Annotated in this window: 21 protein-coding genes; 17 read left to right on the top strand and 4 right to left on the bottom strand. The window is 41.6% G+C overall.

Annotation, left to right across the window (positions count from 1 at the left end):
* The first annotated feature begins 14 nt into the window (after positions 1 to 14).
* Positions 15 to 1,415, top strand: a complete 1,401-nt coding sequence (gene mnmE / locus AC1EU2_RS16910; protein WP_480299442.1) for a tRNA uridine-5-carboxymethylaminomethyl(34) synthesis GTPase MnmE — start codon at positions 15 to 17, stop codon at positions 1,413 to 1,415.
* A 48-nt stretch (positions 1,416 to 1,463) separates the two neighbouring features.
* Here mnmE and AC1EU2_RS16905 read toward each other — a convergent pair whose 3' ends face one another.
* The 3 genes from AC1EU2_RS16905 to AC1EU2_RS16895 all read right to left on the bottom strand — a co-directional run bounded on the left by AC1EU2_RS16905 (position 1,464) and on the right by AC1EU2_RS16895 (position 2,880).
* Positions 1,464 to 1,943 (bottom strand): hypothetical protein, encoded by a 480-nt coding sequence (locus AC1EU2_RS16905; RefSeq protein ID WP_480299441.1) that lies wholly within the window; start codon positions 1,941 to 1,943, stop codon positions 1,464 to 1,466.
* Positions 1,876 to 2,349, bottom strand: a complete 474-nt coding sequence (locus AC1EU2_RS16900) for a TSUP family transporter (protein WP_480299439.1) — start codon at positions 2,347 to 2,349, stop codon at positions 1,876 to 1,878. Before AC1EU2_RS16900 ends, AC1EU2_RS16905 begins: the two co-directional genes overlap by 68 nt.
* 135 nt (positions 2,350 to 2,484) lie before the next feature.
* Positions 2,485 to 2,880 carry a PliI family lysozyme inhibitor of I-type lysozyme gene (locus tag AC1EU2_RS16895; protein ID WP_480299438.1) on the bottom strand — a complete coding sequence of 132 codons (396 nt, stop codon included), beginning with the start codon at positions 2,878 to 2,880 and terminating at the stop codon, positions 2,485 to 2,487.
* Between the two features lie 81 nt (positions 2,881 to 2,961).
* On the opposite strand from AC1EU2_RS16895, the gene mioC reads away from it, so the two are divergent.
* The 14 genes from mioC to AC1EU2_RS16825 all read left to right on the top strand — a co-directional run bounded on the left by mioC (position 2,962) and on the right by AC1EU2_RS16825 (position 15,447).
* Positions 2,962 to 3,405, top strand: coding sequence for an FMN-binding protein MioC (gene mioC, locus AC1EU2_RS16890; RefSeq protein WP_480299436.1), 444 nt, complete (start codon positions 2,962 to 2,964; stop codon positions 3,403 to 3,405).
* A 494-nt stretch (positions 3,406 to 3,899) separates the two neighbouring features.
* Complete coding sequence (gene mnmG, locus AC1EU2_RS16885) at positions 3,900 to 5,789, top strand: tRNA uridine-5-carboxymethylaminomethyl(34) synthesis enzyme MnmG (RefSeq protein WP_480299435.1); 1,890 nt, start codon at positions 3,900 to 3,902, stop codon at positions 5,787 to 5,789.
* A gap of 108 nt (positions 5,790 to 5,897) precedes the next feature.
* Entirely contained in the window at positions 5,898 to 6,527 is a 630-nt protein-coding gene (gene rsmG / locus AC1EU2_RS16880; RefSeq protein ID WP_480299434.1) for a 16S rRNA (guanine(527)-N(7))-methyltransferase RsmG, read from the top strand.
* Between the two features lie 32 nt (positions 6,528 to 6,559).
* Positions 6,560 to 7,345 carry a ParA family protein gene (locus tag AC1EU2_RS16875; RefSeq protein WP_480299433.1) on the top strand — a complete coding sequence of 262 codons (786 nt, stop codon included), beginning with the start codon at positions 6,560 to 6,562 and terminating at the stop codon, positions 7,343 to 7,345.
* Between the two features lie 9 nt (positions 7,346 to 7,354).
* Positions 7,355 to 8,269 carry a ParB/RepB/Spo0J family partition protein gene (locus tag AC1EU2_RS16870; RefSeq protein ID WP_480299432.1) on the top strand — a complete coding sequence of 305 codons (915 nt, stop codon included), beginning with the start codon at positions 7,355 to 7,357 and terminating at the stop codon, positions 8,267 to 8,269.
* Positions 8,270 to 8,506: 237 nt separating this feature from the next.
* Positions 8,507 to 8,890, top strand: a complete 384-nt coding sequence (locus AC1EU2_RS16865) for an ATP synthase subunit I (RefSeq protein ID WP_480299530.1) — start codon at positions 8,507 to 8,509, stop codon at positions 8,888 to 8,890.
* Positions 8,891 to 8,902: 12 nt separating this feature from the next.
* Positions 8,903 to 9,697 (top strand): F0F1 ATP synthase subunit A, encoded by a 795-nt coding sequence (atpB, locus tag AC1EU2_RS16860; RefSeq protein ID WP_480299431.1) that lies wholly within the window; start codon positions 8,903 to 8,905, stop codon positions 9,695 to 9,697.
* 67 nt (positions 9,698 to 9,764) lie between these two features.
* Positions 9,765 to 10,016, top strand: a complete 252-nt coding sequence (gene atpE, locus AC1EU2_RS16855) for a F0F1 ATP synthase subunit C (protein WP_121837924.1) — start codon at positions 9,765 to 9,767, stop codon at positions 10,014 to 10,016.
* Between the two features lie 37 nt (positions 10,017 to 10,053).
* Entirely contained in the window at positions 10,054 to 10,524 is a 471-nt protein-coding gene (gene atpF / locus AC1EU2_RS16850) for a F0F1 ATP synthase subunit B (RefSeq protein WP_129945259.1), read from the top strand.
* 15 nt (positions 10,525 to 10,539) lie between these two features.
* The gene (gene atpH / locus AC1EU2_RS16845) at positions 10,540 to 11,073 is read left to right on the top strand and encodes a F0F1 ATP synthase subunit delta (RefSeq protein ID WP_480299430.1); all 534 of its coding nucleotides are present in this window, start codon (positions 10,540 to 10,542) and stop codon (positions 11,071 to 11,073) included.
* A 14-nt stretch (positions 11,074 to 11,087) separates the two neighbouring features.
* Positions 11,088 to 12,629, top strand: coding sequence for a F0F1 ATP synthase subunit alpha (gene atpA / locus AC1EU2_RS16840; RefSeq protein WP_480299429.1), 1,542 nt, complete (start codon positions 11,088 to 11,090; stop codon positions 12,627 to 12,629).
* A gap of 50 nt (positions 12,630 to 12,679) precedes the next feature.
* On the top strand, positions 12,680 to 13,546 hold the full coding sequence (atpG, locus tag AC1EU2_RS16835) for a F0F1 ATP synthase subunit gamma (protein ID WP_480299428.1): 867 nt from the start codon (positions 12,680 to 12,682) through the stop codon (positions 13,544 to 13,546).
* 32 nt (positions 13,547 to 13,578) lie between these two features.
* Complete coding sequence (gene atpD / locus AC1EU2_RS16830; RefSeq protein WP_480299427.1) at positions 13,579 to 14,964, top strand: F0F1 ATP synthase subunit beta; 1,386 nt, start codon at positions 13,579 to 13,581, stop codon at positions 14,962 to 14,964.
* A gap of 54 nt (positions 14,965 to 15,018) precedes the next feature.
* Positions 15,019 to 15,447: a F0F1 ATP synthase subunit epsilon gene (locus AC1EU2_RS16825; protein ID WP_129945254.1), complete on the top strand. Its 429-nt coding sequence runs from the start codon at positions 15,019 to 15,021 to the stop codon at positions 15,445 to 15,447.
* Between the two features lie 60 nt (positions 15,448 to 15,507).
* Here AC1EU2_RS16825 and AC1EU2_RS16820 read toward each other — a convergent pair whose 3' ends face one another.
* The gene (locus tag AC1EU2_RS16820) at positions 15,508 to 16,575 is read right to left on the bottom strand and encodes an ankyrin repeat domain-containing protein (RefSeq protein WP_480299426.1); all 1,068 of its coding nucleotides are present in this window, start codon (positions 16,573 to 16,575) and stop codon (positions 15,508 to 15,510) included.
* Between the two features lie 341 nt (positions 16,576 to 16,916).
* Between AC1EU2_RS16820 and AC1EU2_RS16815 the strand changes: the two genes are divergently transcribed.
* Both AC1EU2_RS16815 and AC1EU2_RS16810 read left to right on the top strand, forming a co-directional pair.
* Positions 16,917 to 17,795 (top strand): hypothetical protein, encoded by an 879-nt coding sequence (locus AC1EU2_RS16815; RefSeq protein ID WP_480299425.1) that lies wholly within the window; start codon positions 16,917 to 16,919, stop codon positions 17,793 to 17,795.
* A 187-nt stretch (positions 17,796 to 17,982) separates the two neighbouring features.
* Positions 17,983 to 20,007, top strand: a complete 2,025-nt coding sequence (locus AC1EU2_RS16810) for a HAMP domain-containing methyl-accepting chemotaxis protein (RefSeq protein WP_480299424.1) — start codon at positions 17,983 to 17,985, stop codon at positions 20,005 to 20,007.
* Positions 20,008 to 20,066 lie beyond the last annotated feature (59 nt).

The following is a 20,066-nucleotide window of genomic DNA, read 5'->3' as shown; positions in this document are numbered from 1 at the left end:
TTCGTTATTGTTGTATGAAATCAGAAAAGGTAAATGTTGTGACCAAAGAAACGATTGTCGCTCAAGCAACTGCCCCCGGTCGTGGCGGTGTCGGTATTATTCGAGTATCTGGGCCACAAGCAGAACAAGTCGCAGAGTCGGTCTTAGGTCACGTCCCTAAAGTACGATATGCTGATTATTGTGACTTTAAAGCACAAGATGACAGCGTGATTGATCAAGGCATTGCTCTGTTTTTTAAAGCACCCAATTCTTTTACTGGTGAAGATGTCTTGGAACTCCAAGGCCACGGTGGCCAAGTAGTACTCGATATGCTGATCAAACGAGTACTGGACACTCGTGGTTTACGTACAGCAAAGCCTGGCGAATTCAGCGAACAGGCTTTTATGAATGATAAATTGGATCTGACCCAAGCCGAAGCGATTGCCGACTTGATCGACGCATCCAGTGAACAAGCGGCAAAAAGTGCATTACAGTCTTTACAAGGCGAGTTTTCGACTCAAGTACATCAGCTGGTAGAGCAAGTCACTAATTTGCGTTTATACGTTGAAGCTGCGATTGATTTTCCCGATGAAGAGGTCGACTTTCTGAGTGACGGTAAAATTGCTAATGCCTTGTATAACGTCATCAACCGATTAGACGAAGTACAAGCCAGTGCTCAACAAGGTTCTATCATCCGTGAAGGGATGAAGGTCGTCATTGCAGGCCGCCCTAATGCAGGGAAATCCAGCCTATTGAATGCACTCGCTGGTAAAGAATCAGCCATTGTTACTGATATTGCAGGTACGACTCGTGATGTTTTACGTGAGCATGTACATTTAGACGGTATGCCATTGCACATTATTGATACTGCTGGCCTACGTGACACTCAAGATACCGTCGAAAAAATTGGTATTGAACGCGCTTGGGAGGAAATTGAACAAGCTGATAGAGTGCTATTTATGGTGGATGGTACGACAACAGAAGCTGTAGATCCCCATGATATTTGGCCTGATTTCATTGATCGTCTACCAACCAACCTAGGCGTAACTGTGGTGCGCAATAAAGCCGATATCACCGGTGAAGCAGTCACAACCACTTCACATGATACCAAAGACGGTCATCATTATGAGGTATATCGCATCTCAGCTAAAAACGGTCAAGGCGTTGATGAACTCAAACAGCACTTAAAAGATCTCATGGGCTTTGAAAGTAACCTTGAAGGTGGTTTTATGGCACGCCGACGTCACCTTGAAGCCCTTGCATTAGCAAGTGAACATCTGCAAATGGGCAAACAACAATTGGAAGTATTTCAAGCTGGTGAGTTGTTGGCAGAAGATCTGCGTATGACTCAACAAGCCCTTTCTGAAATCACTGGTGAATTTACTTCTGACGATCTACTCGGCAAGATCTTCTCGTCATTCTGTATCGGTAAATAGTCAATTAGTATTGGGGTAGATATTAACTCTACCCCAACCTCAAACCATTTAGATTGCAACTCTCTTCGAAAACAATTTAAACAATTCAGGTTTTATCCAATTAGTGCAAAATACTTCATATTCAGGTTTATCGAAGGTATAAATTTTGTTGACTGAAACGGATTCTGAACGCCGACACATTCGTGAAATCTTATACCTTGTGTAATGTGTAAGTTCACTTAATGCGATAGGTTTACTGAATTCTAACCCTTTCGATACTTTCATATTCAGATGATACAGCTGGCCATCCCACAATAGTTTTAACTTTCCACCATCAGCCAAGAACTCTCCTTTTAAGTCTGGCGAATGAGCCATATTAATGTCACCAGTGGCGTCACTGAACATGAATAAACCAGAAATAACCATCACCGTATAACCAAGCTTGATGAAAATCTTTTTGGGAATATTATCGATAAACAGTTTAACCAGTAAGGTCGAAGATACTGCCGCTAAAGCTACCAGCCCCAACCAATGATGAAATAAGGCCAACAGACAGACCAACAATGGCTAAAACCCAATTAGGTAATGCATCAGCTAATTCATCGTTTGCAGACTTTTTGAAGATCATAAATAAATTACTGATCAAAAATAGGCTTAGCGCTAGCTTTAATAAAGCGGGATCTAAATAGGATAATAAAAAAGCCCCCAGAGCAATCCCAGGAATAGAAGCCAAAACAATCCATTTCACCATGAACCATTTTATATTTTTGTAGAAAATAATGATCCGCGATAATGAGCTGGTGGCTGTACCGATGGTAATAGCAACAGGGATATGTGTAGAATTAAGTACTTGACCTAATATAGGGATCAGTACTAGTCCAGCACCACCACCAGAAACAGCACTGATACTGAACGCAATAAATGACACTACAAAAACGAGAAATAAACTCACCATATCTCTACCCACCTGCACGTTATTTTAGAGTCTTTATTCAAGACTTATAACTAATTCAACAGGTTAACTCTATGACAAGTAAACTTAATAAAAACTGTCTGCTTAATATGTAAATGTAATATGCCGCATAAGAGATTATTTTATTTTAGAATAAATAAGTTTATTTTCTTTTATTAGAAAACGATCAATAGATTCATACCCACCTGAACCTGCTGATTTGATAGTAATTATGATTTGGTTATTATCCGCCTCCACCTTCTCTAGCTGGCCGTCACGAACTCGTATAACACCATCAAGAAAATCATCGTAAGGAAAATCCGGATTGGCACCATAGAGACGAACACTATAACTACCAATACTTCGAGGTTCACTTTCACCTTCTGCAACAACTACATGACGTTTATCTTTCAATACTAATTCAAAGTGCTGACTTTGAGTCGCCGTTTCACAATGATTTATAAGAGATAAATTGTCGTCACTCTGGCATGCCGTCAGCAAAAACACACACAAAAGACCAAGATAAATTCGCATCAATAAAACCCTATTTTTACCACTTTGTATTGGGTGTTAATATACGCTCAACGAATGAAATCAACTAGGTAAAAGCAATTTATGGCTAAAATTGAAGTTATTGTCGGTACTACATTAGGTGGTGCGGAATATGTTTCTGACGAATTGATCAGTATTTTAACTGAACAAGGACATGAAACAGAGCAACATTTAACGCCAGATCTTGGTGCGATAAATACCAATAATTTGTGGTTATTGGTGAGTTCAACTCATGGAGCAGGAGAGCTTCCAGATAATATTCAACCTTTCCACCAACAACTTTTAGAACAAAAACCGGATCTGACTGCTGTAAAATTCGCCACTTGTGCGATTGGAGATTCCAGTTATGACACTTTTTGTGAAGGGCCAGAACTTTTGATCAAAAGTTTTCAACAGCTCGGTGCCACAGAATTTGTGAATAAGATCCAAATTGATGTTCAAAAAGAAGAGTTACCAGAAGATACTGCAATCAACTGGTTAGAAGGCTGGAAAGATCAGATCCTCTAATAACCTCTCCTCAATTTCGTATTTCACACACACCTTAGATCAGATCTATTCACAGAGTTATTCGCATTGGGATAACTCTGTGGGTAACGTTTGATCTAACTCTGATCAAGCTGGGGTGAAAAAAAGGGGTTTGAAAAAGAAGATCCTCACTGTGGATAACTAACCGATCTATCCCCAACTTATAACTGAGTAGATCGCGGCTTGATCACACGATCCGAATCTTGTTAACTGTTGGTTTTATAAGGTTATATTCGGTTATCAACAGAAAAGAGCTCCCTTAATAATAAACAATAATAAGAAGATCTATATATAAATAAAAAGATCTATTAAAGAGATCATGTTGAAGATCGACACTTTTAAATATTCAAAGATGATCATTCACCTAGTTGTGAGTAAGTGTTAAAATACCCAGCTCGCTAAAAGCAGCGATCTCTAATTTTGATCTCAATAATGATCAATCTAAATTGGTTTGATTTTTGACGTAAAGGTGTGAAATGCATTTTCATGAACGGTTTGATGTAATAGTGGTTGGCGGTGGTCATGCCGGAACTGAAGCAGCACTTGCAGCTGCAAGAATGGGTGTAAACACGTTATTGCTTACGCATAACATTGATACCTTAGGTCAAATGTCATGTAATCCAGCCATTGGTGGTATTGGTAAAGGCCATTTAGTCAAAGAAATTGACGCTTTGGGCGGCGCAATGGCCATTGCTACTGATCATGCAGGTATTCAGTTTAGAACCTTAAATTCGAGTAAAGGTCCAGCTGTACGTGCAACTCGTGCTCAAGCCGATCGCAGTTTGTATCGTCAAAAAATTCAAACGATTTTACAAAGCCAACCCAATTTGCGTTTATTCCAGCAATCCGTTGATGATCTCATTATTGAAAATGATCGAGTTGTTGGAGTGGTGACTCAGATGGGGCTTGCTTTTTCTGCCGAGACTGTAGTTCTAACTGCAGGCACGTTCTTAAGTGGTAAAATTCATATTGGCCTTGAAAATTACAGCGGTGGCCGAGCCGGCGATCCACCGTCTATCAGTTTAGCGCAACGCTTAAAAGAATTGCCGATGCGTATTGGTCGTTTAAAGACGGGGACACCACCGCGTATCGACGCCAACAGTATCGATTTTTCAAAGATGCAAGAGCAGAAAGGTGATGATCCACTACCAATTATGTCATTTATTGGTGATGTCAGTCAGCATCCTGAACAGGTCAGTTGTCATATTACTCATACCAATGAGCAAACCCATGACATTATTCGTGGTGGATTAGATCGAAGCCCAATGTACAGCGGTGAAATTGAAGGTGTTGGCCCGAGATATTGTCCGTCAATTGAAGATAAGATCATGCGTTTTGCAGATAAAAATTCGCATCAGATCTTTATTGAACCTGAAGGCTTAAATACCAATGAAATCTATCCAAATGGTATTTCCACCAGCTTACCGTTTGATGTGCAATTGAATTTAGTACGTTCGATTCAAGGAATGGAAAATGCCCAGATCATTCGCCCAGGTTATGCGATTGAATATGATTATTTTGATCCACGTGATTTAAAGAATTCATTAGAAACTAAATACATTTCAGGTTTGTTCTTTGCAGGACAAATCAACGGCACTACTGGTTATGAAGAAGCGGGCGCTCAAGGTTTGTTAGCTGGTATGAATGCGGCCTTGCAAGTACAAGGTAAAGATTCATGGTGCCCTCGTCGTGATCAAGCTTATCTTGGCGTTTTGGTTGACGATCTTTCGACGCTTGGTACCAAAGAACCATACCGTATGTTCACTAGCCGCGCCGAATATCGTTTATTACTGCGTGAAGATAATGCCGATATGCGCCTAACGGAAAAAGGTCGTGAACTTGGTTTAGTGGATGATGAGCGCTGGCAGGTATTCAATGATAAGCGTGAAGCGATTGAGACTGAATTACAGCGTTTACGCAGTCAATGGGTGCACCCAAAATCGGATCTAGTGGATATTCTTAACCCACACCTGAATACGCCAATTTCTCGTGAAGCGACGTTTGAAGAATTGTTGCGTAGACCTGAAATGGATTATGAAAAACTAACATCCATTGAAGGTTTTGGACCTGCAATTGAAGATCCTCTTGCCGCAGAGCAAGTACAGATTCAAGTAAAGTATTCAGGATATATCCAACGACAGTTGCAAGAAATTGAAAAGCAGCAACGAAATGAAAATACAGGGTTACCTGTAGAGCTGGATTATCAAGAAGTGCCAGGGCTGTCTAATGAAGTGATTGCTAAGCTTAATGATTCAAAACCAGAAACCATTGGTCAGGCCTCACGTATTTCAGGGATCACCCCTGCAGCGATTTCGATTTTATTGGTGCATCTTAAGAAGCGTGGTCTTTTAAGAAAAAGCGCTTAATCACTCAGTCTGTTATGCTTTATTGAACAAGGGAAGCTTTTTGCTTCCCTTGTTGTTTTCTGGGCGTCATAATATGGGGTTGAATTTTATTATGAGATCTTGAAATACATGACATCTGAACTGAAGCAGCAACTTGTTCATTATCTTTCTCAGGCAAATATTACAATTACCGAGCAGCAACAGCAGCAATTGGTCGGTTTAATTGCTATGCTCAATAAATGGAACAAAGCCTATAACTTGACTTCAGTTCGAGATCCTATGCAAATGCTGGTTCGCCATATCATGGACAGCGTTGTGGTATCAAAACATCTTAACGGACAACGTTTTATTGATGTGGGTACCGGCCCAGGATTACCAGGTTTGCCGTTGGCCATCATCAATCCAGATAAAGAATTTGTATTATTGGACAGTTTAGGTAAACGTATTCGTTTTCAAAAACAGGTGCAGTTTGAGCTGGGTATTCATAATGTCACCTCGGTGGAAAGCCGAGTCGAAGCCTATCAAGATGAACAAGGATTTGATGGTGTGTTAAGTCGAGCCTTTGCATCTGTGCAAGATATGTTAAATTGGTGCCATCACTTACCAAAATCCGACGGCGTGTTTTATGCCCTGAAGGGACAACTCGCCGATGATGAGTTGGCACAATTACCAGCAGGTTTTGAAATTATCGAGACCGTCGACTTACAAGTGCCAGCGTTGGATGAACAACGTCATTTGTTGAAGATTATTAAGAGCTAACGCAGTTACAGGCTGAACAATAGGATATTAGCGTGGGAAAAATCATTGCCGTAGCGAACCAAAAAGGTGGCGTAGGAAAAACAACAACCTGTGTGAACTTAGCTGCATCACTGGCTGCAACCAAACGCCGAGTATTGTTAATTGATCTCGACCCCCAAGGTAATGCCACCATGGGCAGCGGTGTTGATAAATATGACGTCAATCGCACTGCTTATGATTTACTCGTGGATGAAACCCCATTCAGTGAGGTTGTCATTAAAGATACCGCAGGTAAATATGATTTAATCGCGGCAAACGCCGATGTGACAGCCGCTGAAATCAAGCTGATGGAATTTTTTGCTCGTGAAGTACGCTTAAAAAATGCGTTAGCGCCTATCAAAGATGATTATGATTTTATTTTTATTGATTGCCCACCGTCACTGAATATGTTGACCGTTAATGCTATGTCGGCCGCTGACAGCGCTTTAGTACCAATGCAATGTGAATATTATGCATTGGAAGGCCTTACGGCTCTTCTTGACACCATCAGTAAGCTTGCGGCGATGGTTAACCCTGGGTTAGCGATTGAGGGCATTCTTCGCACCATGTATGACCCGAGAAATCGCTTAGCCAATGATGTGTCCGATCAGCTTAAAAATCATTTTGGTGATAAAGTGTACCGCACTGTGATTCCTCGTAACGTGCGTTTAGCTGAAGCTCCGAGTTTTGGGGCTCCTGCAATGTATTATGATAAATCGAGTGCAGGCGCTAAAGCCTATTTAGCACTTGCTGGAGAAATCATTCGTCGTTCAGAACAAGTCAGTGCGCAGCCAGCTTAAGGAAGTATTATGAATTTAAAAAAACGTGGCCTAGGGAAAGGCTTAGATGCATTGCTAAGCACCAGCATGGCTTCAAACCAAAAAATTCAGCAACAAGCGGCGACCAAAGACGTTACTGATGTCGTTGAAACCCAGGGAATTCCAGGTCATAACGAGTTGATTCGTTTGGATGTCGATCTGCTGGAACCGGGCAAGTATCAGCCGCGCAAAGATATGTCTCCTGATGCGTTAGATGAGCTTGCTGAGTCGATTCGAGTTCAAGGCATTATTCAACCTATTGTTGTGCGTAAGCTTGATCATGGCACTCATTACGAAATTATTGCTGGTGAACGTCGTTGGCGTGCGTCTATGCAAGCTGGACTTGAACGTGTTCCGTGTATTGTAAAACAAGTGCCGGATGAAGCTGCCGTTGCAATTGCGTTGATTGAAAATATTCAGCGTGAAGACCTTAATGCTATGGAAGAAGCCATTGCACTTAATCGTCTGATTGAGGAATTTGAATTAACGCATCAACAAACGGCCGATGCAGTAGGAAAATCTCGAACTACTGTAACGAATTTGTTACGTTTGAATTCTCTTAATGAACCCGTCAAGCGTTTGCTGGAACATGGTGATCTCGATATGGGGCACGCTCGTGCACTACTCGCTGTGGAAGGTGATGAACAAACAAACCTTGCAAAACAAGTGGTTGCTAAAGAATTAACCGTGCGTGACACAGAGCGTTTAGTCAATAAAACACTCAATCCTGTCAAAGAGACAAAACAGGTACAAAAAGATAACGATGTTGTACGTTTAGAATCTGAGCTGGTTGAGCGTTTAGGAGCGAAAGTTTCTATCAGTCACAACAGCAAAGGAAAAGGCAAAATCGTCATTAACTACCAAGATCTGTCTGAATTAGACGGAATTCTTAGCAAAATCCGCTAAAAACAAGCGGATTTGGCATTAAAAATCGCGACCTACCTAACATTAAGACGGACTGTTTATGTGACATGACAGTCTGTAACCCTTAAATCTGATTACAAAGTCTCGTTTTTCAACATCTCAAAGTTGCATTGCAAGCCTAAGCGGGTATACTTTCGCAAGCTTTTTTGTCCTTCAAAATTTGATCCGCTTCAAAAAGTGGGTTGAAAGGTGAGAAAGTCCGTATGTGGAGAAGACAGTTTGACGAATATTTTAGCTCGCCGAGGTCGCACGGCCGCCTATAAATTAGTGTTGGTTCAAGTGACAGTGGCAGTGTTAACGGCAATTGTCTTTTCTACCGTGTGGGAATTGTATACTGGGCTAGCAGCTTTGGCTGGTGGCATGGTCGCTGCAATTCCTAATTTTGTATTCGCAACCCTTGCTTTCTCCAAGAGTGGAGCAAGTCAAGCCGATAAAGTCTTAAAAAGCTTTTATTGGGGGGAAGCGGTAAAGCTGCTGCTAACCATTGTGTTTTTCAGTTTGATATTTAGTCAACTTAAATTGGCATTCATGCCAGTGTTTGTTGGGTATCTAGTCACTCTGATGGTGCATTGGACAGCGCCTTTGTACTTCAAGCAAAGTTAAGTAGGATGAATCATGGCTGCAACTGGTGAAGCGCTAACACCGCAGGGCTATATCCAACATCACCTTACCAACTTAAGTGTTGGTGAAGGATTTTGGGCATGGCACATTGATTCATTGTTCTTTTCGGTTGGTTTGGGTGTTTTATTCTTGTGGTTGTTCCGCTCTGTTGCCAAAAAGGCTACAACAGGTGTCCCAGGGAAGATGCAATGCTTCGTTGAGATGATTGTTGAGTTTGTCGACAACAGTGTTAAAGAGACCTTCCACGGCAAAAATGCTCTGATTGCACCTCTTGCGTTAACCATTTTCGTATGGATATTCCTGATGAACTTCATGGATATGGTTCCAGTTGATTGGCTGCCTCACGCAGCTGCATTGATGGGGATCCCATACATGAAAGTGGTTCCAACGACTGACGTAAACATTACCTTCAGCTTAGCTATTGGTGTGTTTTTGCTGATTATTTATTACAGCATTAAAGTCAAAGGTGTTTCAGGCTTTGTGAAAGAACTGACACTACAGCCTTTTAACCATAAGGCAATGATACCAGTCAACCTCCTGTTAGAATCCGTAACGTTAATTGCGAAGCCGATTTCTTTGGCACTTCGTTTGTTCGGTAACTTGTATGCAGGTGAGTTGATCTTCATCCTTATTGCGCTTATGTACGGTACTAACTTGGCGTTATCAGCTCTAGGTGTATCACTACAACTAGGCTGGTTAATCTTCCATATTTTGGTTATTACCCTACAGGCATTTATCTTCATGATGTTGACCATTGTTTATTTAAGCATGGCACATGAAGATCATTAAGGATTGCTGAAGAAAATTTTTTAAACTAAATCAAACAACTAAATTAGATTTAGAATCGGAGATAAAGATGGAAACGATTTTAGGTATGACAGCAATCGCTGTTGCTCTACTGATTGGTATGGGTGCACTTGGTACTGCAATCGGTTTCGGCCTATTGGGTGGCAAGTTCTTGGAAGGCGCAGCTCGCCAACCAGAAATGGCTCCTATGCTTCAAGTTAAGATGTTCATCGTAGCGGGTCTTCTTGACGCCGTAACTATGATCGGTGTTGGTATCGCATTATTTATGCTATTCACTAACCCACTAGGTGGCATGCTTTAACACACGCTTCTGTCTTAACTCTAACTAGGAGGCTGTTGTGAATTTCAACATCACCCTACTCGGTCAGACGGTAGCTTTCATTATCTTCGTGTGGTTCTGCATGAAGTTTATTTGGCCACCTCTTATGAGTGCAATTGAAGAGCGCCAAAAGAAGATTGCTGACGGTCTTGCTGATGCGGATCGCGCCGCGAAAGACTTAGAGTTGGCTCAAGCGAAAGCTACTGACCAACTTAAAGAAGCTAAGGTAACTGCTAACGAAATTATTGAGTCCGCTAACAAGCGCAAAGCTCAAATCGTTGATGAAGCAAAAACCGAAGCAGACGCTGAACGTGCGAAAATTATCGCTCAGGGTCACGCAGAAATTGAAGCTGAACGTAACCGTGCAAAAGAAGATTTGCGTAAGCAAGTAGCTTCTTTAGCTATTCAAGGTGCTGAAAAAATCCTTGAACGTTCTATTGATCAAAGTGCTCACAGTGACATCGTTGAAAAACTTGTTGCTGAAATTTGATAAGGGAGTTGAGTTATGGCTGAGTTAACCACCATTGCTCGCCCTTACGCAAAGGCAGCGTTTGATCATGCGGTTGAAAGCAACACGGTAGATTCTTGGGCAGCAATGCTTGAGTTTGCTGGTGCTGTTGCTGATCACAACGACGTAAACCCAATGTTAAAAGGTGCGATGGCACCACAGCAACTTGCTGAATTTTTCATTGGTATTTGTGGTGAGCAAGTCAATGCGCACGGTCAAAACCTGATCAAAGTAATGGCTGAAAACGGACGTTTGGAAGTATTGCCTGCGGTAGCAGAATTATACGCTGAGTTTCGTAATGAATGGGCGAAAGAAGTGGAAGCTGATGTGATTTCAGCGACCGATCTGAGCGCAGAGAAACAAGCGGAAATAGCCGCAAGCCTTGAAAAACGTTTAGCACGCAAAGTAAAGCTGAATTGCAGCATAGATACTAGCCTTGTTGCTGGTGTCATTATCAAAGCAGGCGACTTAGTCATTGATGGTTCTGTACGTGGTAAATTATCACGTCTAAACGATGACTTATTGTCGTAATTGGGAGTTTGAGCATGCAACTGAATTCCACTGAAATCAGCGATCTGATTAAACAGCGGATCGAGCAGTTCGAAGTTGTCAGTGAAGCTCGCAACGAAGGTACTATCGTTGCAGTAAGTGACGGCATCATCCGTATTCACGGCCTAGCGGACGTGATGCAAGGTGAGATGATCGAATTGCCAGGTAACCGTTATGCAATCGCGTTGAACTTAGAACGTGATTCTGTAGGTGCCGTAGTAATGGGCTCATATGCCGGATTGGCAGAGGGCGTAAAAGTTAAAACGACTGGCCGTATTCTAGAAGTACCGGTGGGTCGTGGTCTACTTGGTCGTGTTGTGAATACACTGGGTGAGCCAATCGACGGTAAAGGACCAATCGATAATGATGGTTTCTCTCCTGTTGAAGTAATTGCTCCTGGTGTTATTGAACGTAAGTCAGTATCACAACCGATTCAAACCGGTTATAAAGCCGTTGACTCTATGATCCCTATCGGTCGTGGTCAGCGTGAGCTTATTATTGGTGACCGTCAGACTGGTAAAACAGCGATGGCAATTGATGCCATCATCAATCAGAAAGATTCTGGCGTTTCTTGTGTATACGTAGCCGTTGGTCAAAAAGCATCAACAATTGCTAACGTAGTACGTAAGCTAGAAGAACATGGTGCACTACAAAATACTATCGTAGTGGTTGCAACGGCTTCTGAAGCGGCTGCACTTCAATACCTAGCACCTTATTCTGGTTGTTCAATGGGTGAATACTTCCGTGACCGCGGTGAAGATGCGCTGATCGTATATGATGATTTGTCTAAGCAAGCAGTTGCTTACCGTCAAATTTCATTGCTACTTAAGCGTCCACCAGGCCGTGAAGCATACCCAGGTGACGTATTCTATCTACATTCTCGTTTACTTGAACGTGCATCACGTGTAAACGAAGAGTACGTAGAGAAGTTTACTAACGGTGAAGTAAAAGGTAAGACTGGTTCTTTAACCGCTCTGCCTCTTATTGAAACCCAAGCTGGTGATGTATCAGCGTTCGTACCGACTAACGTAATTTCGATTACTGATGGTCAGATCTTCCTAGAAACTGATTTATTTAACTCTGGCCTACGTCCAGCGGTTAACCCAGGTATCTCAGTATCTCGTGTAGGTGGTGCAGCGCAGACTAAGATCATCAAGAAACTGTCAGGCGGTATCCGTACTGCACTTGCACAGTATCGTGAGCTTGCAGCGTTCTCTCAGTTTGCATCTGACTTAGATGATGCAACACGTGCTCAACTTGAGCATGGTGAGCGTGTTACTGAACTTATGAAGCAAAAGCAATACGCTCCTATGAGTGTAGCGGATCAAGCAGTGTCAATTTTCTCTGCTGAAAAAGGCTACCTTAAAGCGGTTGCGCTAAATAAAGTCGGTAATTTCGAAGCCGCTTTGCTCTCTTACATGAACAGCGAGCATGCTGATCTTCTTAAAACCATCAACGAGACTGGCGACTATAACGCTGACATCGAAGCTGGTTTGAAGGCTGGCCTCGACAAGTTCGTAGAAACCCAAACCTGGTAATAATACAAGAGGTGTCTTAAGGCACCTCAGGTCCAGATTGGAGAGTAAAGATGGCCGGCGCTAAAGAGATTAAAACTAAGATCGCGAGTGTTCAAAACACTCAGAAGATCACCTCCGCAATGGAAATGGTAGCTGCGAGTAAAATGCGCCGAGCGCAAGATCGTATGTCTGCCAGTCGTCCATATGCGGATAGCATGCGTAAGGTGATCGGTCACGTCGCACAAGGTTCTCTCGAATATAAGCATCCTTATTTGGAAGTGAGAGAAGCTAAGCGGGTTGGTTACATTGTTGTGGCAACCGACCGTGGTCTTTGTGGTGGTCTGAACGTCAACTTATTTAAAAAAGTGGCGGCAGACGTGAAAAGCTATATGGATAAAGGTGTTGAAGTGGACTTTTGTCCAATCGGCGCTCGAAGCGTACAGTTTTTCAATAGCTTTGGTGGCAACATTGTATCGCACGCATCAGGTCTAGGTGACGCTCCGTCGTTAGCTGATTTGATTGGTACGGTACGTGTCATGCTCGAAGCTTACAACGAAGGCAAATTGGATCGTTTGTATGTGGTATTCAACAAGTTTGAAAATACCATGGTACAAACTCCAGTGATCGAACAGCTGCTACCTTTGCCGAAGTCCGAAAACGAAGATGAGTTTATTGGTCACAGCTGGGACTACATCTATGAGCCAGATCCAAAAGCACTTTTGGATAAATTATTGGTTCGTTATGTTGAGTCTCAAGTGTACCAAGGTGTTGTTGAAAACATTGCGTCTGAGCAGGCTGCCCGTATGGTAGCGATGAAGGCCGCAACCGACAATGCTGGTGAGCTTATCAACGATCTGCAACTGGTATACAACAAAGCCCGTCAGGCTGCGATTACGCAAGAACTGTCGGAAATTGTATCCGGTGCAGCTGCGGTTTAAGCAAGGTTAAATAGATATTTAGAGGATTAATCATGAGCACAGGTACTGTTGTCCAAGTTATTGGCGCGGTTGTGGACGTTGAGTTTCCACATGATGCTGTACCTCAGGTATATGACGCTCTAAAAATCACTGGTGAAGGAACTTGTAACGGGTTGGTGCTTGAAGTTCAGCAGCAACTTGGTGGTGGCGTAGTACGTGCCATTGCAATGGGTTCATCAGATGGTTTGCGTCGTGGTATCGAGGTTGAAAACTCAGGATCACCAATTCAAGTTCCAGTTGGTTCGGCTACACTAGGCCGTATCATGAACGTATTGGGTGAGCCAATTGATGAAGCAGGCGAAATCGGCGAAGACGATCGTTATGTTATCCACCGTGATGCACCTTCATACGAAGACCAGTCAAATACGACTGAACTTCTAGAAACGGGTATCAAAGTAATCGACCTTGTTTGTCCATTCGCTAAGGGTGGTAAAGTTGGTTTATTCGGTGGTGCTGGTGTTGGTAAGACCGTTAACATGATGGAACTTATTAACAACATCGCTAAAGCCCACTCAGGTCTTTCTGTTTTCGCTGGTGTTGGTGAGCGTACTCGTGAGGGTAACGACTTCTACTACGAGATGGAAGAATCAGGCGTACTTGATAAAGTAGCCATGGTTTACGGCCAGATGAATGAGCCTCCAGGAAACCGTCTGCGTGTTGCACTGACTGGTTTGACAATGGCAGAGAAGTTCCGTGACGAAGGTAAAGACGTACTATTGTTCGTCGATAACATCTATCGTTACACGCTTGCAGGTACGGAAGTATCAGCACTGCTAGGTCGTATGCCATCAGCAGTAGGTTATCAGCCAACTCTTGCAGAAGAGATGGGTGTACTTCAGGAACGTATTACTTCGACTAAGACAGGATCGATTACTTCTGTTCAAGCCGTTTACGTACCTGCGGATGACTTAACGGATCCATCTCCAGCAACAACGTTTGCTCACTTGGATGCGACTGTTGTATTGTCTCGTCAAATTGCATCGCTAGGTATTTACCCTGCGGTTGACCCATTGGATTCGACGTCTCGTCAATTAGATCCACAAGTAGTTGGTCAAGAGCATTATGATACGGCAAACGGTGTACAAACTGTATTGCAACGTTATAAAGAGCTGAAAGACATCATTGCTATTCTGGGTATGGATGAATTATCTGATGAAGATAAAACAACTGTATTCCGTGCACGTAAGATCGAGCGTTTCTTATCGCAACCGTTCTTCGTAGCAGAAGTCTTCACGGGTTCTCCTGGTAAGTACGTTTCTCTGAAAGACACTATTGCTGGCTTTAAAGGTCTGCTAAATGGTGACTACGATGATATCCCAGAGCAAGCATTCTACATGGTTGGTTCTATCGAAGAAGCGGTAGAAAAAGCCAACAAGTAATAATGAGTGGTTGGGTCTGAACCACGTTTGGACCTAATTTCTTAAGGAGACCGGATGGCAGCCATGACAGTACATCTTGATATCGTAAGTGCAGAAAGCAGCATCTTTAACGGCCGAGTGTCACACTTGCAAGTTACAGGTGAAGAAGGTGATTTAGGTATTATGCCGGGTCATACGCCTCTGCTTACGACCATCAAACCTGGCATGGCGCGCATCGTCAAACAAGACGGCTCTGAAGAAGTGTTTTACTTATCTGGCGGAATGCTAGAAGTACAACCTTCATCAGTAGCGGTATTGGCTGATGTGGTTATGCGTGCCGATGACATTGATGAGCAAGCGGCGCTTGAAGCCAAAAAGCGTGCAGAAGCGTTGATCGCTGAAGCAGGCCAAGACTTCAATTATGAAGCAGCGATGGTGGAGTTATCCAAAGCCATGGCACAGCTTCGCGTTGTTGAAACCATCAAGAAGAACATTGCCAGATAATCAGCTGATTATGACGTTAAAAGGCGGCCTTTAGGCCGCCTTTTTTGTGTATAAATTATCTTAAATTATTTCGCTATTCGGTTGGCTAAGAATCATCAATTTGGCTTTTACTTGTGCTAGCTCAGCTTTTAATGCTGTTAGCTCTTCAGTTTGTTGAATATTATAAGCGCCCCTTTGACTGGCTGGTGGTGTTAATTGCTGTCTAAGCCGTCTTGAACCTTCCCAAGCATCACGGAGGTTGGCTACTAATTCCTGTTTTGTTTTTACCGCTTCGTTTTCAAATTTTGTTGTGAGTTCTAATTCCTGTTTTCTTAATTGTTTCTGAGTCTCAATATGTTGAGTTTCTCGTTGCTGAGATAGTTTTGTATTAAATTGAGACTGTAAACTCCTATATTTTCCTTGTTCCGCAAATATTGTTTTTGTTTGAGTCGCTAATATTTCATTAGCTAATTGTTGTTTTCCAGCATTGATTAATGCCACAAAAGGGCTTACCCCATCCCTGTCGCACATTTGGGTCATTGTCATTGGTGATGAAATGAATAGGTCATGGATAAGTTTATCGCTCCCAGATTCGATGACTGAATGCAAAGGAGTGGAGTGTGTTTCAGAATTTATGGTCGTTAAGTCTGCTCCATACTCGATAAGCACTGCAATTGCGTCCGAATTTCCAGTTTTACAGGCTTGATGAAGCAAACTGTTTCCATTCTTAATTGGGGCATTGATATCTAGGTTGCCGTCATTTTTCAACTTTTCTAATCGAAACCGAAGTTCAGCTTTATTTGTGGTCGCTATATTGTCAAATAACATTGATACAGCAGAGTTCTCAGCTTGTTGAGGTTCACTTTCTGCGATTGATGGCGTATCTGAAACATTTTCTGGTGCATGCGTTTCAGAAAGGCCATTATTAATTAAAAGGGTGTTTTTTATACTTTCGAGGAGTTCACTCCTGTCGGTTGTGTTATCGTCTTTAAAATAGGTTTCCCAATTAAACTCTTGTGAAGGGCTAAGAGCCACAATTTTCCAGTTATTTGATGCATGTGATATTGAATTCGAACTTGAGTCTTGTATTTCTGTATCTTCTATTCTAATCGTGGGGAGTTGAGTTGATGATATCTGTAGCTCAGCCATCATAGTTCCTTTAAAGGTATACTTTCAGAACTAAGTTAATAGATATCAATCTAACTAAAAAGTATTGAAAATGAACAAAGGTTTAGTTTTTCATTGCGTTTTTGAGGAAGAATTTAAGTAACCTTATGAAGTAAAAAAGATACATGTAAATGAATGGAAGATTAAATTCTATTTATTTTGTGTTTTGAATCAGAAATAAGCCTCAAAACATAATTATTTATTGATTTGTTATGGCTCAATGAACATAAATTAACTTGTTCTTATTCCCTTAATTGCTAGCATCGGCAATAAAAATAACATTGTCTATACTTTGAACAATATTCAATATGTTGGGGAAAATTATGAAAAATAAAATACGTTTATTTCTTGGCGTCGGGTTTACATTATTATCATTGCAGGCATTTGCTGATGCACAGGAACATATTAATAATTGTTCTTCAGCAGACGACTTCAAAGACGCAGTTACTCTCAATGTTGATAAAGCAAATTCACCGATTAAATTAGGGCTTTTAAAACCAACATGTTTAATCGTCAATTTACCTAAAGGTAAAAATAAGCTCAGCTTTAGCTCTAATGTAAATGGTCCTAGTGTGGCTTTTAATTTTAATAAATATCCAAATCTTAATGACTTAAAAAGCAATAACTGTTCGTTTGAAGCCTTTTCAAGTACCAATTGCTTGATTAATTCCCCTAAAGCAGGAACTTATTACGGAGCCATTGAAGGGGCGGGACAAACGGTAAGTCTTGCCGTTTCGACAAAAGATGATTCTATAGATAGCCAATTAATGAGTTTGGCGGCAGTAAATAGCGCTAAGTGTGATGGTTGGGCTGAAGATGTTGATTCTTACAAAAATGCTAAAGAATTAAATGTGTCAGGTGCTCCACAGAAACTTGTTGGTCCGGCTGGTAATGGTGATTTTTATTGTTATAAGCTTTCTGTATCTAATCTAAAGCATGATTTAAACATTCAATTAGACCCAGGTTTAGGTAATAGCACATTATATATCGGTAAGATTGACCAAGCTCCGAAAGTTGTAAGTAATTCGCCATCAAATATCTGTACGATTAACGCATTTGATAAAGCATTAAACTGTACCGTTCCTGTAAAAGATAAAAGTGGTGTTTTGTATATGGCATTTCAAAAGTCTGGAACACCGCAAAAAAACGACAGCACTTCAGTAACTATCAGACCTGCTGGCGAAAATAATTATTTTCAGTAATTCGCTTAGTATTAAGGGCTCTATTTTATCTGGGGCCCTTAATTTTTTGACCTAAGGTTAGGATAAGCAAACCTTAATAGAACCTCTACAATATCATCCCCTATTCAGGTTATTTAGCCTTTATTTTTATCTCGACTATACTCAATAGCTGATACCGCTTTAGCTGTTTGTATAAAAGGATTTAACAATGAAGCTTACCATCGGAAAAAAACTCGGATTGGGTTTTTCTGCAGTCGTTCTATTTCTTATCATTAATGCTTTTGTCAGTCACATTCAAATCAAACGTATGCAAGATTTAGAGCATCAATTGGTTGATATGCGTTTTCCTACTAAGATCAGTGGTTGGAAGTTATTAAATGGAATTAATGACTCATTGGCATCATTGCGTGGTTACATGATTTTAGGTAGTGACCCTGAAGTTGGTGACAAAATGAAGTTGAGCCGTCAGCAATCATGGAGCGAAATTGAACGTGCATTAAAAGATATTCAGCGGTTTTCTGTAAATTGGGAAAATACGGTAGATAAAAATAAACTCCAACAAGTTAAGTTGCTGGTTAACGAGTTCAAAGACTCTCAAGCTCAAATAGAGATGGTTGCTCACGATAAAAGTAATATCCCTTCATACTCGTTATTGACGGAAGAAGCGATGCCTCTAGCTGAGCGAAAACTGGCATCGTTGACATCTTTGCTCGATTTAGAAGCGCAAATGCCAGCGACTCCTACGCGTAAAATGTTAATGAAAGATATTGCTGATTTACGTGACTCATTGGAATTATCGCTGGCTCATGTTCGTTCATATTTACTGTCAGGCACGGATAAATATAAAAATAGCTTTAATAAAGAATGGAAACACCATAACGAATTATTTCAAAATGTTGTTGCACAACAAACTTTATTTTCACCAGAGCAAAACCAAAATTGGTCAATTTTCAAAAAGCATCGCAACAGCTTTTCTCCGTTACCAAATAAAATTTTAGATTTGCGTAGTACAGATGATTGGAATAGAGCGAATTATTTACTGGCTTCTGAAGCTCAACCAAGGGCGAGTAAGATAAAGTCATTATTAGCTGACATTAAAACCTCTCAAGAAAAACTTGTTAAAGAAGATCTTGAGCGCGTTAAAGAGGTAGAAGTAACGACTTTTTGGGCACAATTTATTTCAACTTTGATTGCTATTGGTGTGTCTGCGATTATTGCTACCGTGATATCAAAGAAAATATCTACTGGGCTCAATCAAATTCTTGAACGTACTCAAGCGGTAGCAAATGGTGATTTAAGTGGTAAGCCACTGCGGGTTGAAAGCCAAGATGAGCTGGGGGAATTAACATTAGTTGTGAATAAAATGTCTGGTTCGCTCAATGAGTTGATCAGTGAAGTCAATAATGCCATGTATCAAGTTGCAGAGGGCAGTGAACAGCTTACTGAAGCCAATAATCGCATTGCGAAGAATATGGAAGAGCAAAGTCAACAAGCGGATATGGTTTCTGCTGCCATTGAAGAAATGTCGGCATCGATTCGTGATGTCGCACAAAGCAGTATGGGGGCAGCTGATGGCGCAGTACAAACTGAAGAGGTCGCCACTCGAGGTCAATCTGTTGTTGATAAGACCATTACTAGCATGCAGAAGATAGATGGCGTTGTTGTTGATGTCACTTCTTCAGTGAAAGAGCTGGGTAGCCGTGGTGAAGAAATTGGCTCTATCGTAACGGTGATTAGCAGTATTGCAGATCAGACTAACTTACTTGCGCTTAATGCCGCTATTGAGGCAGCTCGTGCCGGTGAGTATGGTCGAGGATTTTCGGTCGTGGCCGATGAAGTAAGGCAGCTGGCTCAACGCACTGTTGTTGCAACAGAAGAGATTAAATCGACCATTAGTGCAATGCAGAAACAAACAGAACAGGTTATTCATCAAATGGATTCCAGCATTGAGCAAGTACAGCAAGGGGTTGAGCTAGCCGAAGAAGCAGGCGGTGCGCTCAATGAAATTGTGGCAAATGCACAAAATGTTGCCGAGAATATTCAATCTATCGCTACAGTAGGTGAAGAGCAGTCTGCTGTTTCTGGCGAGGTCGCTGAAAATATGGATGCCATTGCTCGAGTTACAGGTCAATCATTGGCTACCACGACTGAAGCGGCACAAGAGACAAGGCAACTTTCAAATAAAGTGGACTCGTTAAGTCAATTGGTCGCGAAATTTAAACTCTCTGCCTGAATACAAACTGACGGTAAAAGAGTTAATGCAAGGTAGTGTTTTCTGTATACAAAATAGTT

This window comes from Parashewanella sp. 2304DJ23-3, assembly GCF_056591695.1.
Note: the sequence above shows the minus strand (reverse complement) of the source record. Positions and strands in the feature narration are given on the sequence as shown.

Excerpts from the sequence above, each read along its gene's own strand:
- AC1EU2_RS16825 (WP_129945254.1), top strand. The coding sequence starts at position 15,019 with ATGGCAGCCATGACAGTACATCTTGATATCGTAAGTGCAGAAAGCAGC.
- atpD (WP_480299427.1), top strand. The coding sequence starts at position 13,579 with ATGAGCACAGGTACTGTTGTCCAAGTTATTGGCGCGGTTGTGGACGTT.
- rsmG (WP_480299434.1), top strand. The coding sequence starts at position 5,898 with ATGACATCTGAACTGAAGCAGCAACTTGTTCATTATCTTTCTCAGGCA.
- AC1EU2_RS16895 (WP_480299438.1), bottom strand. The coding sequence starts at position 2,880 with ATGCGAATTTATCTTGGTCTTTTGTGTGTGTTTTTGCTGACGGCATGC.
- AC1EU2_RS16870 (WP_480299432.1), top strand. The coding sequence starts at position 7,355 with ATGAATTTAAAAAAACGTGGCCTAGGGAAAGGCTTAGATGCATTGCTA.
- atpB (WP_480299431.1), top strand. The coding sequence starts at position 8,903 with ATGGCTGCAACTGGTGAAGCGCTAACACCGCAGGGCTATATCCAACAT.
- atpG (WP_480299428.1), top strand. The coding sequence starts at position 12,680 with ATGGCCGGCGCTAAAGAGATTAAAACTAAGATCGCGAGTGTTCAAAAC.
- AC1EU2_RS16810 (WP_480299424.1), top strand. The coding sequence starts at position 17,983 with ATGAAGCTTACCATCGGAAAAAAACTCGGATTGGGTTTTTCTGCAGTC.
- atpH (WP_480299430.1), top strand. The coding sequence starts at position 10,540 with ATGGCTGAGTTAACCACCATTGCTCGCCCTTACGCAAAGGCAGCGTTT.
- mioC (WP_480299436.1), top strand. The coding sequence starts at position 2,962 with ATGGCTAAAATTGAAGTTATTGTCGGTACTACATTAGGTGGTGCGGAA.
- mnmE (WP_480299442.1), top strand. The coding sequence starts at position 15 with ATGAAATCAGAAAAGGTAAATGTTGTGACCAAAGAAACGATTGTCGCT.
- AC1EU2_RS16815 (WP_480299425.1), top strand. The coding sequence starts at position 16,917 with ATGAAAAATAAAATACGTTTATTTCTTGGCGTCGGGTTTACATTATTA.
- AC1EU2_RS16900 (WP_480299439.1), bottom strand. The coding sequence starts at position 2,349 with ATGGTGAGTTTATTTCTCGTTTTTGTAGTGTCATTTATTGCGTTCAGT.
- atpA (WP_480299429.1), top strand. The coding sequence starts at position 11,088 with ATGCAACTGAATTCCACTGAAATCAGCGATCTGATTAAACAGCGGATC.
- AC1EU2_RS16820 (WP_480299426.1), bottom strand. The coding sequence starts at position 16,575 with ATGGCTGAGCTACAGATATCATCAACTCAACTCCCCACGATTAGAATA.
- mnmG (WP_480299435.1), top strand. The coding sequence starts at position 3,900 with ATGCATTTTCATGAACGGTTTGATGTAATAGTGGTTGGCGGTGGTCAT.
- atpE (WP_121837924.1), top strand. The coding sequence starts at position 9,765 with ATGGAAACGATTTTAGGTATGACAGCAATCGCTGTTGCTCTACTGATT.